14 protein-coding genes, 1 tRNA gene, 1 other RNA gene and 1 pseudogene are annotated in these 17,516 nt (G+C 67.0%); 6 read left to right on the forward strand and 11 right to left on the reverse strand.

Features of this window, described 5'->3' with window-relative positions; translation table 11 throughout:
- Positions 1-11 precede the first annotated feature (11 nt).
- A complete protein-coding gene (locus LTI14_RS03890) occupies positions 12-1,433 on the reverse strand; it encodes a DUF2079 domain-containing protein (protein ID WP_241464844.1) in 1,422 nt (473 codons plus the stop codon).
- Positions 1,434-1,470: 37 nt separating this feature from the next.
- Positions 1,471-1,543 (reverse strand) — tRNA-Arg (locus LTI14_RS03895).
- Between the two features lie 252 nt (positions 1,544-1,795).
- On the opposite strand from LTI14_RS03895, the gene ssb reads away from it, so the two are divergent.
- Positions 1,796-2,341 (forward strand): single-stranded DNA-binding protein, encoded by a 546-nt coding sequence (ssb, locus tag LTI14_RS03900; protein WP_241464845.1) that lies wholly within the window; start codon positions 1,796-1,798, stop codon positions 2,339-2,341.
- A gap of 146 nt (positions 2,342-2,487) precedes the next feature.
- Here the strand turns inward: ssb and ettA are convergent, their stop codons facing one another.
- Together ettA and LTI14_RS03910 are read right to left on the reverse strand one after the other, a co-directional pair.
- On the reverse strand, positions 2,488-4,170 hold the full coding sequence (ettA, locus tag LTI14_RS03905) for an energy-dependent translational throttle protein EttA (protein ID WP_241464846.1): 1,683 nt from the start codon (positions 4,168-4,170) through the stop codon (positions 2,488-2,490).
- 90 nt (positions 4,171-4,260) lie between these two features.
- The gene (locus tag LTI14_RS03910; protein WP_241475865.1) at positions 4,261-5,070 is read right to left on the reverse strand and encodes a YaaA family protein; all 810 of its coding nucleotides are present in this window, start codon (positions 5,068-5,070) and stop codon (positions 4,261-4,263) included.
- A gap of 103 nt (positions 5,071-5,173) precedes the next feature.
- Between LTI14_RS03910 and rnpB the strand changes: the two genes are divergently transcribed.
- Both rnpB and LTI14_RS03920 read left to right on the forward strand, forming a co-directional pair.
- Positions 5,174-5,580: RNase P RNA component class A (gene rnpB, locus LTI14_RS03915), an RNA gene on the forward strand.
- A 148-nt stretch (positions 5,581-5,728) separates the two neighbouring features.
- Positions 5,729-7,258 (forward strand): glyceraldehyde-3-phosphate dehydrogenase, encoded by a 1,530-nt coding sequence (locus tag LTI14_RS03920; protein ID WP_241471038.1) that lies wholly within the window; start codon positions 5,729-5,731, stop codon positions 7,256-7,258.
- 435 nt (positions 7,259-7,693) lie between these two features.
- Here the strand turns inward: LTI14_RS03920 and LTI14_RS03925 are convergent, their stop codons facing one another.
- From LTI14_RS03925 to LTI14_RS03935, 3 genes and pseudogenes are all read right to left on the reverse strand, one after another.
- Positions 7,694-8,227 carry a sigma-70 family RNA polymerase sigma factor gene (locus tag LTI14_RS03925; RefSeq protein ID WP_241471037.1) on the reverse strand — a complete coding sequence of 178 codons (534 nt, stop codon included), beginning with the start codon at positions 8,225-8,227 and terminating at the stop codon, positions 7,694-7,696.
- Positions 8,228-8,931: 704 nt separating this feature from the next.
- Positions 8,932-9,369: pseudogene (locus tag LTI14_RS03930) on the reverse strand (reverse transcriptase-like protein); the annotation flags it as partial.
- A gap of 61 nt (positions 9,370-9,430) precedes the next feature.
- Positions 9,431-10,318, reverse strand: a complete 888-nt coding sequence (locus LTI14_RS03935; RefSeq protein ID WP_241475866.1) for a Nif3-like dinuclear metal center hexameric protein — start codon at positions 10,316-10,318, stop codon at positions 9,431-9,433.
- 62 nt (positions 10,319-10,380) lie between these two features.
- Here LTI14_RS03935 and msrA point away from each other — a divergent pair, with 62 nt between their 5' ends.
- From msrA to epsC, 3 genes are read left to right on the forward strand one after another with little or no spacing between them, the layout of a single operon-like run.
- Positions 10,381-10,935, forward strand: coding sequence for a peptide-methionine (S)-S-oxide reductase MsrA (msrA, locus tag LTI14_RS03940; protein ID WP_241464851.1), 555 nt, complete (start codon positions 10,381-10,383; stop codon positions 10,933-10,935).
- On the forward strand, positions 10,935-11,870 hold the full coding sequence (gene cysK / locus LTI14_RS03945; protein WP_241475867.1) for a cysteine synthase A: 936 nt from the start codon (positions 10,935-10,937) through the stop codon (positions 11,868-11,870). Before msrA ends, cysK begins: the two co-directional genes overlap by 1 nt.
- Before the next feature lie 49 nt (positions 11,871-11,919).
- Positions 11,920-12,507, forward strand: coding sequence for a serine O-acetyltransferase EpsC (gene epsC, locus LTI14_RS03950; protein ID WP_241464853.1), 588 nt, complete (start codon positions 11,920-11,922; stop codon positions 12,505-12,507).
- Here epsC and LTI14_RS03955 read toward each other — a convergent pair.
- From LTI14_RS03955 to zapE, 4 genes are all read right to left on the reverse strand, one after another.
- Positions 12,504-13,643 carry an NAD(P)H-dependent flavin oxidoreductase gene (locus tag LTI14_RS03955; RefSeq protein ID WP_241475868.1) on the reverse strand — a complete coding sequence of 380 codons (1,140 nt, stop codon included), beginning with the start codon at positions 13,641-13,643 and terminating at the stop codon, positions 12,504-12,506. The two genes, epsC and LTI14_RS03955, sit on opposite strands and share 4 nt — an antisense overlap.
- A gap of 44 nt (positions 13,644-13,687) precedes the next feature.
- On the reverse strand, positions 13,688-15,148 hold the full coding sequence (gndA, locus tag LTI14_RS03960; RefSeq protein WP_241464855.1) for an NADP-dependent phosphogluconate dehydrogenase: 1,461 nt from the start codon (positions 15,146-15,148) through the stop codon (positions 13,688-13,690).
- 234 nt (positions 15,149-15,382) lie between these two features.
- Positions 15,383-16,306: a polyphosphate kinase 2 gene (gene ppk2, locus LTI14_RS03965; RefSeq protein ID WP_241464856.1), complete on the reverse strand. Its 924-nt coding sequence runs from the start codon at positions 16,304-16,306 to the stop codon at positions 15,383-15,385.
- 108 nt (positions 16,307-16,414) lie between these two features.
- Entirely contained in the window at positions 16,415-17,470 is a 1,056-nt protein-coding gene (gene zapE / locus LTI14_RS03970; protein ID WP_241464857.1) for a cell division protein ZapE, read from the reverse strand.
- Positions 17,471-17,516 lie beyond the last annotated feature (46 nt).

The raw sequence follows: 17,516 nt of genomic DNA on the forward strand, positions 1-17,516 counted from the left end.
CTACAGCGCGGTCATCGCCGCAGGTATTCCGCACACTCGCTCGCGGCGGCGCTGTCGACCGCAGATGCACGGTGCATCAGCCAGAGACCCTCGGCGTCCTCGATGACCGGTTCAAAGCCCAGCCGCTCGGCGCGGACGAAGGCCTCCTCGGGGCTCAGCGGGTTCGACCCGCCGAGCTCCTCCACGGTGTCATCGATGATGATCCAGGTCAGCGCGTCCTCATCGGTGGTGCCGTTGAGACCGACCGAGGTGCGGTCCACCAGGTGCGGCACTGCGGTATCGGCGGCCTCCACACAGACGCCATCGGGGACGGCGTCGGTGACCTGCTGGTGTGCCAGCGCCCGCTCCCCCATGGTCCAGTTGTCAGCGGTCATCGTGCGCTGGAGCGGGAAGACCCCGGGGAACGCCAGGGTGCCGACCAGGCCGACGGCGATGACCGTGCCGGGCAGCCCGACGGCGAGGGGTCTGAGCCGCGGCCACCGTGCGATGATCCGGCGGGCGACGTCGAAGCCGGCGAGCAGGAAGATCGGGGCGAGGATCGCATCGTACTGATAGATCACAGACCAGACGTTCGCCCGGTCGTTGAACAGCCGGGAGAGCAGGATCGGAGCCCCGAGGATCGCATACGGCGAGGCTAAGGGAAGCAGCAGCAGCGGCAGGAAGTGCAGCGCCCACAGGCCCACCTTGGTGGGGTGATCGAAGAGGATCACGACCGCGTTCCAGGGCTGGGTCAGCAGGAAGACGATGGCCGCACCTGCGCTGGGTCCCAGGGCGGTGAACTCCCAGTAGCCGAACTCCCCGGCGGCGGAGAAGTGTGGGATCACCAGCTCCACGGCGAACCAATAGCCGAAGACCCCCAGCGCGGCGGTCACCAGCGCGGGCAGCCAGGCGCGTTTGAGCGCGAAGACCAGGCTGAGGGCGATGAGGGTGACGCCCATGTCCTCGCGGACCAGCAGCAGCACCGCGCCGAGCCCCACGGCCAGCCACATCCGCCGCCGTTCGATGGCCCAGATCACCCAGGCGACGAGCGGGACACCGAAGGCGATCTCATGGAAGTCCCAGTTCACCAGCGCCTGGAAGGGCCAGAAGAGCAGCAGTGCGACGGCGGCCAGCAGGGCGGGCAGGTGGCTGAACCACCCGCGGACCACCAGGTAGACCGGCAGCGCCGTGGAGACCAGCAGCGCGATCATGCCGATGTTGAGCACCCGCGGGTCGTCCCAGATCCAATAGAGCGGGGCGAAGGCCGCAATGATCGGGTGGAAGTGATCCCCCAGCAGGTGGAAGTCCTCGCCCTTGATCGGCACGATGGGGGCCTTCAACAGCGAGTATTGACGCACCGCCTGATCGAAGATGCCCAGATCGTAACCCTTGGCCTCGAAGTTGCGGAAGCGCAGCAGGGAGTGGGCGAGATACAGCAGAGCGGCCGCCGTCATGACGGCGGCCAGCTGGAGTCTATGCGATATGGACAAGTGCCCCGGGAGGGATTCGAACCCCCGACCGGCGGATTAGAAGGCCGCTGCTCTATCCCCTGAGCTACCGAGGCGTGGACGCGCAGAGTCTCAGCATCCTGAGCAGGTCCAGGCAGAGAGTCTACCTGCTCAGCCGCGCCGGTTTTCCCCCGCACCGCTCGACTCGCCGCTGGCGCCTTGCTCATCCACAACCGTACGAGATCACCCCGCCGCGGAGGCGCCACGACGAACACTGGCAGGACCCCGTCATCGCCTGCCACGGCCTGCGGCGGGGCAGGGCACGCCGTGCCGATCAAGAGTGGCCGTGACAGAGATGGAGGAGAGCAATGAGCGAAACGATCACCGTCCGCGGGTTCCTGGGCGGCGAGGTGGAGGAGTTCACCACGCTCCAGGGTCTGCCGATCTCGAACTTCCGGCTCGGCTGCACTCCGCGGCGCTATGACCGCAAGTCGGAGCAATGGGTCAACGGGGACACCAACTGGTACACCGTCTCGGCCTTCCGTCAGCTGGCCCAGAACGTCAAGAGCAGCCTGAACAAGGGAGACCCGGTGCTGGTGACCGGACGGCTGCGAGTGAGGCAGTGGGAGAACGACAAGGGTCAGCGCGGCACCTCGGTGGAGATCGACGCGGAGGCGATCGGCTATGACCTGACCTTCGGTTCGGGGTCCTTCACCCGGCTCGGCGGCTCCGGGTCCGGGGAGGAGAACGCGCGCGGAGCGGCGGAGTCGAACACGGATTCCCCCAGCGACTCCCCCAGCTCCGCCGCGGACTCTGTCTGGGGCGGATCGACGGGTCCCTCAAGCTCATCAGGCACACAGAACGGCGCCGCGCGCGCCGAGACCGTCGATTCCGCGGAGAAAGCCCCGTTCTGAGTCCGCACAGGCAATCGCAGGCGGCGGGAGGGGATACGACTCGGCCCGCCCGCGGTCACCGAGGTGGTGTCGCGGGCGGGCCGGGTCGATGCCGCTGGTCGAGCTCAGGACCGGCTCACGGCTCAGTCCGTGGCTGAGCGGTGAGATCAGTCGCGGGTGAGCCTGCGGTGGGTCACACGGTGCGGACGAGCCGCATCTGCACCGAGGCGCTCGACCTTGTTCTGCTCGTAGGACTCGAAGTTGCCTTCGAACCAGTACCAGTCGGCCGGCTTCTCGTCGGTGCCCTCCCAGGCCAGGATGTGGGTGGCCACCCGGTCGAGGAACCAGCGATCGTGCGAGATGACCACGGCGCAGCCGGGGAAGTCCAGCAGCGCGTTCTCCAGGGAGCCCAGGGTCTCGACGTCCAGGTCGTTGGTGGGCTCATCGAGCAGCAGCAGGTTGCCGCCCTGCTTCAGCGTCAGCGCGAGGTTCAGCCGGTTGCGCTCACCGCCGGAGAGCACGCCGGCCTTCTTCTGCTGGTCCGGTCCCTTGAACCCGAAGGCTGAGACGTAGGCACGGGATGACATCTCCACGGCACCGACGTGGATGAAGTCCAACCCGTCGGAGACGACCTCCCAGAGGCTCTTCTCCGAATCGATGCCGGCACGCGACTGATCCACGTAGGAGAGCTTCACGGAGTCACCCACGGCGAGCTTGCCGCCGTCGAGCTCTTCCATGCCCACGATGGTCTTGAACAGCGTGGACTTGCCGACCCCGTTGGGACCGATGACCCCGACGATTCCGTTGCGCGGCAGCGAGAAGGAGAGCCCGTCGATGAGCTGGCGGTCGTCGAAGCCCTTCTGCAGGTTCTCGGCCTCGATGACCTGGGTGCCCAGGCGCGGGCCCGGCGGGATCTGGATCTCGTCCATGTCGAGCTTCTTGGTGCGCTCGGCCTCGGCGGCCATCTCCTCGTAGCGGTTCAGACGGGCCTTGGACTTGGTCTGGCGTCCCTTGGCGTTGGAGCGCACCCAGTCCAGCTCCTCGGAGAGTCGCTTGGCCATCTTGACGTCTTTCTTGCCCTGGACCTTCAGGCGGGCCTGCTTCTTCTCCAGGTAGGTGGAGTAGTTGCCCTCGTAGGGGTAGAGCCGACCACGGTCGACCTCACAGATCCACTGGGCGACGTGGTCGAGGAAGTACCGATCGTGCGTCACGGCCAGCACGGCGCCCTCGTAGGCGGCCAGGTGCTGCTCGAGCCAGAGCACCGACTCGGCGTCGAGGTGGTTCGTGGGCTCATCGAGCAGCAGCAGGTCCGGCTTGGAGAGCAGCAGCTTGCACAGCGCCACACGGCGGCGTTCACCACCGGAGAGGATGCTGACGTCGGCCTCCGGAGGCGGGCAGCGCAGTGCGTCCATGGCCTGCTCGAGCTGGGAGTCGAGATCCCAGGCGTTGGCGGCGTCGATGGCCTCCTGCAGCGTGCCCATCTCGGCCATCAGCGCGTCGAAGTCAGCGTCGGGGTTGGCCATCTCTTCGGAGATCTGGTTGAAGCGTTGAAGCTTCTCGTAGATCTCGCCGACGCCCTCCTGGACGTTGCCGAGCACGGTCTTGTCCTCGTTCAGGGCAGGCTCCTGCATCAGGATTCCGACGGAGTAGCCCGGGGAGAGACGTGCCTCGCCGTTGGAGGGCTCATCGAGCCCCGCCATGATCTTGAGGATGGTGGACTTGCCCGAACCGTTGGGTCCGACCACGCCGATCTTGGCGCCGGGGTAGAAGGACATGGTGACGTCATCGAGGATGACCTTGTCGCCCACTTTTTTGCGGGCGCTGATCATGGTGTAAATAAACTCTGCCATGGTCCCCAGGCTAGTCGGCAGGGCCGAGAATCTGCTAATGGACCGGCTGCGCTGACCGGCTCGGGGCGACGCGCCGCGGCCTGCCGGGGGTCAGTCGATCAGGTCCAGCTGGTGCGGGGTCCGCCCGGTGGCCGGACGCAGCTCCACGCGCCACCGCCGGGAGGCGAGCTCGGCGACGTCGTCCACGGTTTCAGGCGCCGGGCCCTGGGCGCGCAGCAGCATCCCGGTGAGCAGTCCGCGGGCGTGCTTGGCGAAGTGGGTGACGACCTTCCGCTGCCCGTCGCGCTCGGTGAAGCTGTTGACCATCAGAGTCTGTTCCGGTGCGGGCCGATGCGCCTGCCCGTAGGAGCTGGAGCGGCAGTCCACGACCAGCTGATCCCCGATGAGCCGACTCAGCGGCTCGTCCAGGGCGGCCTTCCAGAAGCTGCCCAGACGTCCGGGAGCCTGCTGCGCCGGGGCGGCACCTGGGCCCTGACCGGTGCCCTGCGCGCTGAGGCTGACCCCCATGGAGAGCCGGTAGGCCGGGATCCTGTCGGTCAACGAGGTCACGCCGAAGAGCCCGGAGAAGACCAGCACCTGCCGGGAGGCCCGGTCCAGCTGCTCGGGGCTCAACGATGCCGGGTCGAGGGCTTCGAAGAGCACCCCGGTGTAGATCTCGTGCGCCGGCGCCGTGGGGGCGCTGACTAGCCGAGCGTTGGCGCGCACCTGGGGCATCATGGTCTTGCCCACGTTGAGCATCTGCTGAGCCTGCTCGTGGCCGCTGACCTGGATCAGGGCATCCATCACGGTGGCGCGTACGAGGTCGAGCTCGGGCAGGGTCAGGCTGCGCAGGTCCACCGGGGGCGCACCGGGATCGGTCGGGGGTGTCTTGCCCTCTGAGGGCGGCAGGAAGATCAGCACCGGGCAAGGCTAGCAAGCGGCTGGGGCGGCGATCACCTCGATCAGCCACTCCGCCGATGCGCCCGGAGCCGGTGTCACGATCCCGTAGCATGGTGAGCCGGGACGGGTCGGCCAGACCATCGCGGCTCGAGACTGAGGCCCGCCGGAGACGGTGGATAACTGCCTCGGGCCGAGGAAAGTCCGGGCTCCACAGGGCAGGATGGTGGGTAACGCCCACTCGGGGAGACCCGCAGGCCAGTGCCACAGAAAACAGACCGCCGGCGGCGCTCGTCGTCGCCGGTAAGGGTGAAACGGTGGTGTAAGAGACCACCAGCGCTCCAGGTGACTGGGGCGGCTAGGCAAACCCCATCCGGTGCAAGGTCGAACAGGATGTGCTCGAGGGCTGCCCGCCCGAGCATCCGGGTTGATCGCTTGAGGTCCGTGGCAACACGAGGCCCAGATGGATGATGGTCAGGCTCGGTGAGCAATCACCGCGGCCTACAGAACCCGGCTTATCGACCGGCCCGTCCCCCCACCCGCTCCCCCGTGCCCCTAGGCGCCGGGTGAGTGGGTTTCGGCTAGACTCAGCCACGGACACATCGCGGTGTTCGCCACGAACCGAGCTCACGATGGGTCCACGTAGACAATGACGTCTAGACGAGTGAGGACACGTCCAACAATGACCACTGAAGCAGACGAACACCTGCACAGCTGGATCGACCGAGAGTCCCAGGCTGAGGCCATGATCCCGCTGCTGGGACAGCTCTACCGAGAGAACAACGTGGTCACCGGGATCTACGGTCGCCGACTGGTCAACCGGTCCGCCATCGAGATCCTCAAGGCGCACCGCTTCGCACGCCAGGTCGACGAGACCGAGCTGCCAGTCTCACAGACGCTTCCCCTGGTGAAGGCGCTTACCACACTGGATCTCGGCGCCGCCAGCATCGACATCGCCCGGCTGAACTCTCGCTATCGGGCCTCCGCGCATGCCGCCGCCGGGGACATGGACTCCTTCCTGCGTGAGGAGCTCGCGGAAGTTCTCGGCCGCGGCGGTGAGGGACTCTCTGAGCCGCGCGACGTCGTGCTCTACGGCTTCGGCCGGATCGGTCGGCTGCTCGCCCGGATCATCGTCGGCAACGCCTCGTCGGCCTCCGGGCTGCGGCTGCGCGCGATCGTGGTGCGTCAGGGCGCCGAGGACGATCTCGCCAAGCGCGCCTCGCTGCTGCGCCGAGACTCGGTCCACGGGCCCTTCGAGGGCTCCATCCGGGTCGACGTGGAGAACCAGGCGATCATCGCCAACGGCACCTTCATCAAGGTCATCTACGCCTCGGACCCCGCCGCAGTGGACTACACCGCCCATGGCATCTCTGACGCGGTGGTCGTGGACAACACCGGCCGCTGGCGCGATGAGGAAGGCCTCAGCCAGCACCTGCAGGCCAAGGGCGTCTCCCGGGTGCTGCTGACTGCTCCGGGCAAGGGAGACCTGAAGAACATCGTCTTCGGCGTCAACCACGAGCAGATCACCGCGCAGGACAAGATCGTCTCTGCGGCGTCCTGCACCACCAACGCCATCACCCCGGTGGCCAAGCTCATGGACGAGGCCTACGGGATCGACCATGGGCACGTGGAGACGGTGCACTCCTACACCAATGACCAGAACCTGATCGATAACTTCCACCCCGGTGAGCGTCGCGGTCGTTCGGCGGCGCTGAACATGGTGATCAGCGAGACCGGTGCCGCGAAGGCGGTTGCCAAGGCGCTGCCCCAGCTGGCCGGGAAGCTGTCCGGGAACGCCATCCGCGTCCCGACCCCGGATGTCTCGATGGCGATCCTGAATCTGGAGCTGGATCGGGAGACCACCAAGGAGGAGCTCAACAAGTTCCTGCGCCGTGAATCCCTCGAGGGCCCGCTGCACAAGCAGGTGGACTACATCGATTCCGCCGAGGTGGTCTCCACCGATTTCGTGGGCACCCGGGCTGCGGGGATCGTGGACGGTCTGGCGACCATCGTCAACGGCCGCCAGGCGATCCTCTACGTCTGGTACGACAACGAGTTCGGCTACTCCGCCCAGGTGGTCCGGGTGCTGGAGCACATGACCGGCAGCGCCCCGGTGAAGTACCCGAAGGTGCAGCCGCGCAACGCCGCCAGCAACGGCGCCGCCGAAAGCCCCGCCGGATCTGAGACGAAGACCGCGCTGCCCGCCAGCTGAGCGCCCGGTTCAGCCCACCGGCTGAGACCACGCTTTACTCGCGACAGCACGACGACGGCGGCCCTCCCCTGCTGGGGTGGGCCGCCGTCGTCGTGCTGGTCCCAGGTGTGCCCCCGGGTCACATGGAGATATGAGGCAACGAGATGGTCCAGGAATTCAGTTCCTGGCCCGCGGGGGCCCATCCCGCGGTCCCTGCCGGCTGAACGCCCGTTGAGAGCCGATGCACCGGATGCTGCGTCCCTGCGGTGGAGCACCCACGGCGCGCTTCTGCAGGTTCGAGGTCGACCCGATGGTGTTGTCCGGCATTATTCAGTGCTGCTGTCGCAGCCGGGACGTCGTGCCTGCCGTGCCGACTTCCCGTTCCCATCAAGGTGGTTCGGAGCAGCTGCGGAGGTTGCGCTGAGTATCCGTTCCTCCAGTCCCAGGGGTGGAGTCTCATCCCGCCGCGAAGACATTGCGCTCATCGTGCGTATGACCCCCCAGTGCCGTCCGCAATGATTTCAGCCCGTAGTACATCCGAGTCCGCAAGGTCGCGACCGGAACCCCTGTCCTCTCCGAAAGCTCCTGGTACCCCACGCCGTCGAGTTGAACAGCGGCGATCACCTGTCGGTGCTCGGAGGTGAGCGTGGCCAACGACTCGTAGAGGACCAGCCGCTCCACTGCGAGCGGGTCCTCCGTCACCGTATCGCTCGCCCCCTCGATCTTCTCCGGATCCGCCGGGGGACGGGCACGAGCCCGCAGAGAATCCGTGACGAGGTCGCGCACGATGGCGAACAGCCCTGTCCGGATCGAACCACGCGATCTGCTGAACCATTCTCTGCTTCGCCAGGCACGGATGAAGGCCTCCTGAACACAGTCCTCCGCCTCGGCTCGGTCACCTAACGCGTTGACCGCGTACGCGAAGAGAGCCCCACCGTGCTCGGCAAAGGCCTCACGAACGTCGAATACCGGGTCACCTTCCTGGTGCATAGGAAGCCCCGATCACGCGTTCAGCACACCGGGAATCGGCTCTGGGAGCCGAACACCCCACGGCGTCACACCCTGGATGGGCACGCAAGGGATGAACGCACCCTGTCCTCGGTCTCCGGACCACCGGAACAGCGTGAAACCTGGAACCGGCCCACAACGGGGGCAGACGGCCCCCAGAGGCGAGTGCGAGAGCCGCTCCTGCCCCCAAGACTCCCACCGGCGCCCCCGCCGATCGTCTCAGGCCGGTCAGCAGCTCCTGGGCGGGTGACCTGTGCGTTCTGGTCGCGACGGTGAGCAGATTCCCGCACAAGCTTTTCTTCGTGTTCGGGCAGACAAGCATCGGAACGGACCTTCCCGTTGCCAGGGCCGGACTCCGTGCAAGGAGGCTGACTGACAACGATCATCTGGTAAACCCTTGAAGTAGTTTAATTAGACTATCTAATTAACATTTAGTGTCAACTAGATGTGATCTAGATCACAACAAAGGTGCCTGAGATGGAGCGTCCTCGCGAGATTCTGGCGAGACCGACGTGGATCAGCGTGACCGGCGTGCTCATCTCGCCCAAGGGGTCAGCCTGGGAACCGGTCAAGTCGGGAAAGCTGATCGGTCGCGCAGTGCACACCACCACGGTCTGCACGGTTGACCCCGACGTGCCGAACAGACCGGCCCCTGCGCCGGGCCGGCAGATTCAACGCGCGGGGCGGATCCGACTGCGACTCGGGTCCCAGGGGATCCCGGCGGCGCAGGCGTCCATCGCCTCGTTGCTCAGCGCATCGGCGTCACCGTTGTCCTTGCGCGGGATCCAGGTGTAGCGCACCTGCATCGGCGGCAGGATGGTGGAGGCCTCTGCGGCGAGCCGCTTCATGTCCTCGTGCTTGATCTTCCAGCGCCCGCTCATCTGCTCCACCACGAGCTTGGAGTCCAGCTTGACCTCGACGAAGGCCTGCGGGTCCAGGTCACGGGCCAGTCGCAGACCCTCGATGAGTCCGGTGTACTCGGCGACGTTGTTGCTCGCCTTCCCCAGCGGGGTGGCCTTGGTGGCGAGGATCTGACCCGCCTCATCACGGACCAGGGCGCCGGAGCCGGCGATTCCAGGATTGCCGCGGCTTCCGCCGTCGGCCTCGACGAACAGAGTGGTCATGGCTCACGCACCTTCAAGTCAGTACAGGTCTTGGTCACGGTGTCTCGAGCCCACGGGCGCCTCAGCGGCCCGGGGTGAGCACGAAGTCCCAAGGATCGGTGTTGATGCCGCTCACGGCAACCTCCACATCGTAGCCGCGATCGGTCAGCGCTCGGTGGAGCGCCTGCGCGGCGGTGGGCAGCCAGAGCCATTCCGAGGCGAAGTGTGAGACATCGATCAGATAGGGGCGTCCCTCGGCGGCTGATTCGCGGGCCTCCGAGGCCGGGTGGTGGCGCAGATCGGCGGTGAGGAAGACATCAGCGCCGGCGTCCGCGGCAGCCTGGAGCAGCGAGTCCCCGGCCCCGCCGCACAGCGCCACCCGCTGGATCAGGTCTTCCCGGTCACCCGCCACCCGCACGCCTCCCGCCACGGCGGGCAGCACCGAGAACACCCGGGCGGCGAACTCCCCGAGCGTCAGCGGCTCGGCCAGCATCCCGATGCGCCCCAGTCCCTCCGAGGCCAGGCCCTCCGCCGCGACGGCCAGCGGTGCGGTGTCCTGAAGACCCAGCGCGCCGGCGAGGACATCGTTGACCCCGCCGATCGCGGAATCCCCATTGGTGTGAGCAGTCAGCAGGGCGCAGCCGGATTCGATCAGCCGGTGGACCATCTCTCCCTTGAACTGTCCGGCCTCCACGGAGGTGACTCCGCGAAGCAGCAGCGGGTGGTGGGTGATCAGCAGATCGGTCCCGGAGCTCGCGGCCTCTTCGATGACCGGCCGCACCGGGTCCACGGCGAAGTGGATCCGCCGCACGAGCGCGTCGCGACGGCCGGTGACCAGCCCGACGGCGTCCCAGGACTCTGCCAGTGAGCGAGGCCAGAGCTCTTCGGCGGTCTCCAGCACCTCATCGAGGGTGGGAACCTGGGAATCGGTGGTGGTCTCATCTGGACGCGGAGCGGGGCTGGGAGACATGTCTCATTTCTACAGGCCATGATTCAGGAATAGAGCCCGGGACACGGACGGTTGTGCTGGTCATGGACAATTCCCTCAAGACCGTGGTGCTCGCCGCCGGCTGCTTCTGGTGCCTGGACTCGCTCGCGCGCAGACTGCGCGGGGTTCATCACGTGCGCAGCGTCTACACCGGAGGATCCGGTCCGGCCATCTACGAAGCCGTCGCCTCCGGCGGCACCGGACACGCAGAAGCCGTGGAGATCGGCTATGACCCGAGCGTGCTCCCGGACCAGGTGCTCTACGCCGTGTTCTTCTCCAGCCACGACCCGACCACGCTGAACCGGCAGGGCTACGACGTCGGGGACCAGTACCGCTCCGCGATGTTCTACACCGATGAGGCCCAGCACGATGAGTTCGCCGCCGCGATCGCGCAGGCGCAGAACTCCTTCGACCGGCCGGTCGTCACCACGCTGGAGCCCCTGGGCCGAGTGTTCGAGGCCGAGGAGGTCCACCAGGACTTCCACTCCCGACGTCCTGATGTCGGATACTGTCGGGTCATCATCGATCCCAAGGTCACAAAGCTCCGCAGAGACTATGCTTCATGGTTGAAACCCGAGGAAGAAAGGTCCACTCACTAATGGCCAAAATTCTGGACAACATCACCCAGGCAGTCGGCAACACCCCACTGGTGCGGCTCAACCGGCTGGGCGCAGACCTTCCGGGCAACATCGCGATGAAGCTGGAGTTCTACTCCCCCGCCAGCTCGATCAAGGACCGCATCGGTGCCGCCATCGTCGACGCCGCCGAAGAGTCCGGGATGCTCAAGCCCGGCGGGACCATCGTGGAGGGCACCTCGGGCAACACCGGGATCGCGCTGGCTATGGTGGGCGCCGCCCGCGGCTACCGCGTGGTGCTCACCATGCCGGAGACCATGTCCACCGAGCGTCGTGTGATGCTGCGCGCCTACGGCGCCGAGATCGTGCTCACTCCCGGAGCCGAGGGAATGCGCGGCGCGGTGGAGCGGGCCAAGGCCATCGTGGCGGAGACCGAGAACTCCATCTGGGCCCGGCAGTTCGCCAACGAGGCCAACCCGGCCACCCACTACCGGACCACCGGCGAGGAGATCTGGCAGGACACCGACGGCGAGGTGGACGTCTTCATCGCCGGCATCGGCACCGGTGGCACCATCACCGGCGCCGGGCGCCGGCTCAAGGAGTGCAAGCCCAGCATCCACCTGGTCGCCGTGGAGCCCGAGGACTCCCCGATCCTCTCCGGCGGCACCGCCGGTCCGCACAAGATCCAGGGCATCGGCCCGAACTTCATCCCCGACATCCTGGACCAGGGCATCTACGACGAGGTCTACCAGGCCAACCTCGAGAAGGCCGTGAGCTGCGCCCGCGACCTCGGCACCCAGGAAGGCATCCTCGGTGGGATCTCCACCGGCGCCAATGTCGCGGCCGCCCTGGAGCTGGCCTCCCGCGAAGAGAACCGGGACAAGCTCATCGTGACCATCGCGTGTGACTTCGGAGAGCGCTACATCTCCACGTTGCTCTACGAAGACATCCGCGGCTGATCCGCCCACGAGCCGTGAAGTTCGATCCCTGTGAAAGGTTGGTTCCCCCTTGGGACCTCTGAAACGTCTGCGTGAGGACATCAAAGCCGCGCGTGAACATGATCCCGCCGCGCGCAGCACAGCCGAGGTGGTGCTGGTCTACTCCGGCCTGCACGCCGTCTGGTCCTACCGGGTTGCCCACCGGATGTGGCAGACCCGGCCGCTGAAGACCCCGGCTCGCGCACTGTCTCAGGTGACCCGAGGCCTGACCGGCGTCGAGATCCACCCGGGCGCCCAGATCGGGCGTCGCTTCTTCATCGACCACGGCATGGGCGTGGTCATCGGCGAGACCGCCGAGATCGGTGACGATTGCATGCTCTACCAGGGCGTCACCCTCGGCGGACGATCCCTGGAACAGACCAAGCGCCACCCGACGCTGCGCGACGGGGTCGTCGTGGGCGCCGGCGCGAAGGTCATCGGACCCGTCGAGATCGGTGCAGGCTCCGCCGTGGGCGCCAACGCCGTGGTCGTGAAGTCCTCCCCGCCCAACTCGATCCTCACCGGTATCCCGGCAAAGGCGCGTCAGCGCGGAGTCGCTGAGCGGAAACCCCACGTGGACCCGGCCGAGTACGCGCTGGATCCGGCGATCTTCATCTAGAGGCTGTGGCTGCCCGCCAGGCGGCGCATGACCTCGGCGGCCGGCTCCTGCGTCGCAGCCGCGAAGCCGGTGCCCGCCCAGAGGTTGAGTCCCTGCGGGTCTGAGGCCGCGCCGGCGGCTCGGCGCAGCCCGCTGCTCAGCTGATGCAGGGCGGGGAAACCCGACGGCGCGGACATGGTCAGTGCGTCGGTGAAGCTGTTTCGCAGCGCCCGCGCCGGTCGCCCCGAGAACGCCGTGGTGATGATGGTCTCCGGCTCCCCCGGTGGAGTCACCAGGGCCTGTTGGTGAGCCAGATTAGTCCCGCTCTCGGGACACCTCAGCAGCGCGGTGCCCAGCACCGCGGCCTCCGCCCCTGCGCTCAGTGCGACACTGACCCCCTCGGCGTCGGCGATGCCGCCGGCGGCCCACAGCGGCAGCTCGGTGAGCCCGGCGACTGCCTGCAGCAGCTCGAGAAGATCGATGTCCGCAGGCACCTGCTGCGGAGTCCAGGTTCCGGAGTGACCTCCGGCCGATGATGCTTGGACGATCAATCCGTCGACCCCGGCGCTGGCAGCCGTCACGGCCTCCTCCACGGAGGTGACCGTCTGCAGCACCCGCGCCCCGGTGGCCTTCATCCGCTCGATGTCCTGGATCTGCGGCAGACCGAAGGTCAGGCTGATCAGCGGCACCGGATTCGCCTCGAGCTCCGCAAGCTTCTGCTCCCAGGAGTCGTCCCAGAGCCGAGCCGGTGACCCGACGCCCGTGGTGCCACTGATGCCGGCTTCCCAGGTGACGCCGGCGAGGCTGCTGATCTCCGGAAGCTCCACCTCAGCCGCCCAGTGCGTCGCGTCCCGCGCGTGCTCATCCAGCCAGGCCTGGACCGCGTCACGGTGCCGGGTGAGGTCCTCGGCGCTGATCGGGACCGGGTTCGGCACGAAGAGATTGACCCCGAAGCGCGGGGTGGACTGCCGCACCCGGTGGATCTGTGCGGCCAGGTCCTCGGCGCTCTTGTATCCGGCCGCGAGGAAGCCGATGCCCCCTGCCTCGGAGGCGGCGATCACAAGCTCAGGACGGCTCGGTCCGCCGGCCATCGGGGCAGCGACCATGGGAATGGTGGCGCCTGACGAGGCCAGCAGTCCGGCCGTCCTGGTGCTCATGCGCTCAGCTCTGCAAGGTCGGAGTCGACATCTGGTTCAGCGGATCAGGCGTCGATCTCGCTGCGGTCACCGGACCACATCGTGTGGAAGGTGCCTTCCTTGTCCACGCGCTTGTAGGTGTGTGCCCCGAAGTAGTCGCGCAGTCCCTGGGTCAGCGCGGCCGGCAGCCGTTCGCGGCGCAGGCTGTCGTAATAAGACAGCGAGGAGGAGAACACCGGGGCGGGGACGCCGTAGGTCGCGGCGGCCGCGACCACGCGGCGCCAGGCCGGGAGGCATTCGTTGATGGCCTCGTTGAACTCCGAAGCCAGCAGCAGGTTCTTGGGCTGCTGGTCGCGGGGCGCGTCGTAGGCCTTCATGATGGTGTCCAGCAGGTCGGCGCGGATGATGCAGCCGGCGCGCCAGAGCGAGGCGATGGCTTTCAGGTCCAGGTCCCAGCCGAACTCTTCGCCGGCGGCGACGAGCATGTCCAGGCCCTGGGCGTAGGCGACGAGCTTGGAGGCGTAGAGGGCCTTGCGCACGTCTTCGACGAGGTCCTGGCGATCTTCGGGGCTGCCATACTTCTCCGTGGCAGAGAGGGTCTCATCGACTCCGGCGCTGAAGGTGGCGTTGGTGACGGCGCGCAGCTCGCGCTGGGAGGAGATCGAGCGGGCGAAGACCGACTCGGCGATGGCGGTGACCGGTGAGCCCACCTCCAGGCCGGAGATCGCGGTCCAGCGGCCGGTGCCCTTCTGGCCGGCGGAGTCCACGACCACGTCCACCAGCGGACGGCCGGTGGTCTCATCCTCCTGCTCGAGCACCTCGGCGGTGATCTCGATCAGGTAGGAGGCCAGGTCGGTGGTGTTCCATTCGCGGAACACACCTGCCTGCTCGCGGGGTTCGATGCCGGCGAGGGACCGCATCAGGTCGAAGGCTTCACCGATGACCTGCATGTCGGCGTATTCGATGCCGTTGTGGACCATCTTCACGTAGTGGCCGGCGCCGTCGGTGCCGACCCAGGCGCAGCAGGGCTCGCCGTTGTACTTCGCCGAGATCTTCTCCAGCATCGGGCCCAGGGAGTCATAGGACTCCTTGGAGCCGCCGGGCATGATCGAGGGGCCGTTGAGCGCTCCCTCTTCGCCCCCGGAGACGCCGACACCGACGAAGTGCAGGTTCTTCGCGCGCAGGCTCTCCTCACGGCGTCGGGTCTCTTCATAGAAGGAGTTGCCGCCGTCGATGATGATGTCGCCCTCATCGAGCAGGGGCACCAGATCCGCGATCACCGAGTCCACCGGCGCGCCGGCCTGGACCATGATCAGCACCCGGCGGGGGCGCTCGAGCGACTCCACGAGCTCGGCCAGGGTCTCGGTGCGCACGAAGTCCCCGTCGCCCCCGTGGGCCTGGAGAAGGGCGTCCGTGCGGGCGACCGAGCGGTTGTGCAGCGCGACGGTGTAGCCGTTGCGGGCCAGATTGCGGGCCAGATTGGCTCCCATGACGGCCAGGCCGGTCACTCCGATATGTGCACTCATGCGTTCTCCTTCGTCGAGGTCAGTCAGACATTCTCACAGCGCAGCATGATCCCTGACGGCACGCGCGAACCGCAGTGACGCGGCCTCGCTGCAGCGTGCACGCAGCAGGCGCGCTGGAGGTCGGACATGGGATCCCGCCGTCGTGAACCTCGGTGTTCCCGAGGCGAGCACTGCAACTCTACCGCTTCGGCTCCACCGTCGGTCCGGGTCAGTCCTGAAGATGCGAGGTCGGGCTCAGTCACCCACCGCGTCGCGGCCGCGGCGCACGATCAGCGGATCAGGCTCTCCGACGACCTCGTGGTCCTTGCCCTCATATTCGAACTGGGCGAGGAAGCACTTCATCGCGTTGAGCCGGGCCCGCTTCTTGTCGTTGGACTTGATCGTCATCCACGGCGCGTGGTCGGTGTCGGTGCGCAGGAACATCTCTTCCTTGGCCTCGGTGTAGGCCTCCCAGCGGTCCAGGGACTCCAGGTCCATGGGAGAGAGCTTCCACTGCCGGACCGGATCGATCTGACGGATCGCGAAGCGGGTGCGCTGTTCCTGCTGGGTCACCGAGAACCAGAACTTGGTCACGTGGATCCCGGCGTCGACCAGCATCTGCTCGAACTGCGGAGCCTGGCGCATGAAGAGCTCATACTCCTGTTCGGAGGAGAACCCCATCACGCGCTCGACCCCGGCCCGGTTGTACCAGGAGCGGTCGAAGAGCACCATCTCCCCGGCGGTGGGCAGATGATCCACATAGCGCTGGAAGTACCACTGGCCGAGCTCCCGGTCCGAGGGCCGGTTCAGCGCCACGACCCGCGCGGTCCGCGGGTTCAGGTGCTCGGTGAACCGCTTGATCGTGCCGCCCTTGCCGGCGGCGTCGCGGCCCTCGAAGACGACCACGTGCTTGAGCCCATAGTCCTCGGCCCAGTACTGGAACTTCAGCAGCTCCACCTGCAGGTGATACTTCTCGATCTCGTAGACATCACGGGAGAGTCGGTTCTCGTACGGGTAGTTCTCGTGCCAGGTCTCGACGGCGCGGCCCTGCGGATCGATCAGGTCCGGGTCAGGCGTATGACCGTCCAAGACCGTGTATCCGCCTTCGCGGAGCTCATCGATGAACTCACGGAGGTTCTTGCGCGCGGTGCCGTCGACCTGGAAGATCGGGTCATTCATCAGATCAGCCTTTCTCGAGAGGCGGCTGCTGCCAGCTCATCAGTAATTCATGAACACATTGTTAACCGTCTCGGCCCGATCTGGAAGTCTGCGTCCAGCCGCAGCTGCTCAGAGCGCCTTCTCCCCCATCTGGCCGGCGCGGGCGAGCGCGGTCAGGCGCGAGACCGTGCGGTGATATTTCTTCATATAACCGCCGGACATCATCTCTTCGGTGAAGAGCTGGTCGAAGGGCTTCCCGGAGGCCACGATCTTGATGTCCTGGTCGTAGAGCCGGTCGGCGAGCACCACGAAGCGCAGCGCCAGCGCCTGGGCTTCGATGGTCTCGACATCCTTGAGCACCAGCACATCCATGTCGGTGACCAGCTGCCGGTACCGGCTGGGATGCACCCCGGTGATGTGCTTGCAGAGTGCGTCGAAGTCATCCACCGCGATGCGGGCGTCGGGGTACTGACGTGCAGCGAAGTCTTCGATCTCGTCGGAGCCCAGCGGAGCGGGCGCCTCAGGCAGCCCACGGTGGCGGTAGTCCTCACCGTCGACCTTGATCACGGAGAACTGGTCCGAGAGCACCTGGATCTCGCGCTGGAAGTCTGCCGCGGCGAAGCGACCCTCTCCCAAGGAGCCGGGCAGCGTGTTCGACGTCGCGGCGAGCTTGACCCCGGCGTCGGCCAGTTCGCGCATCAGCCGGGACATCAGCACCGTGTCGCCCGGGTCGTCGAGCTCGAACTCATCGATGCAGACCAGCGAGTAGTCGCTGAGCACGTCCACGGTGCGGCGGAAGGACAGCGCCCCGACGAGGTTGGTGTACTCCACGAAGGTGCCGAAGGCGCGCTGGCCCTCGACCGAGTGGTACAGCGAGGCCAGCAGGTGGGTCTTGCCCACGCCGAAGCCGCCGTCGAGGTAGATCCCGCTGGACACCTTGGAACGGGCCGGGGCCCGGCCGAAGAGCTTGCCGAAGAACCCGCCGCCGCTCTGGCTGGCGCCCACGGTCGCGGAGAACTCACGCAGCGCGGTGACCGCCTTCTCCTGCGAGGGGTGCGCCGGGTCTGGAATGTAGGAGTCGAAGGAGACTTCGGCGAAGCGGAAGGACGGCCGCAGGCCCTCCAGCAGCTGACCGACTCCGAGCTGAGGGGTCCGCTGGCTCAGCGGAGTGGCATTGGACGGCATGTGACCACTCTACCCACGACTGCGCGTTTCACCGGCTGATTCCCTA

This window comes from Nesterenkonia sp. YGD6 (assembly GCF_022565895.1).
GTDB lineage: Bacteria > Actinomycetota > Actinomycetes > Actinomycetales > Micrococcaceae > Nesterenkonia.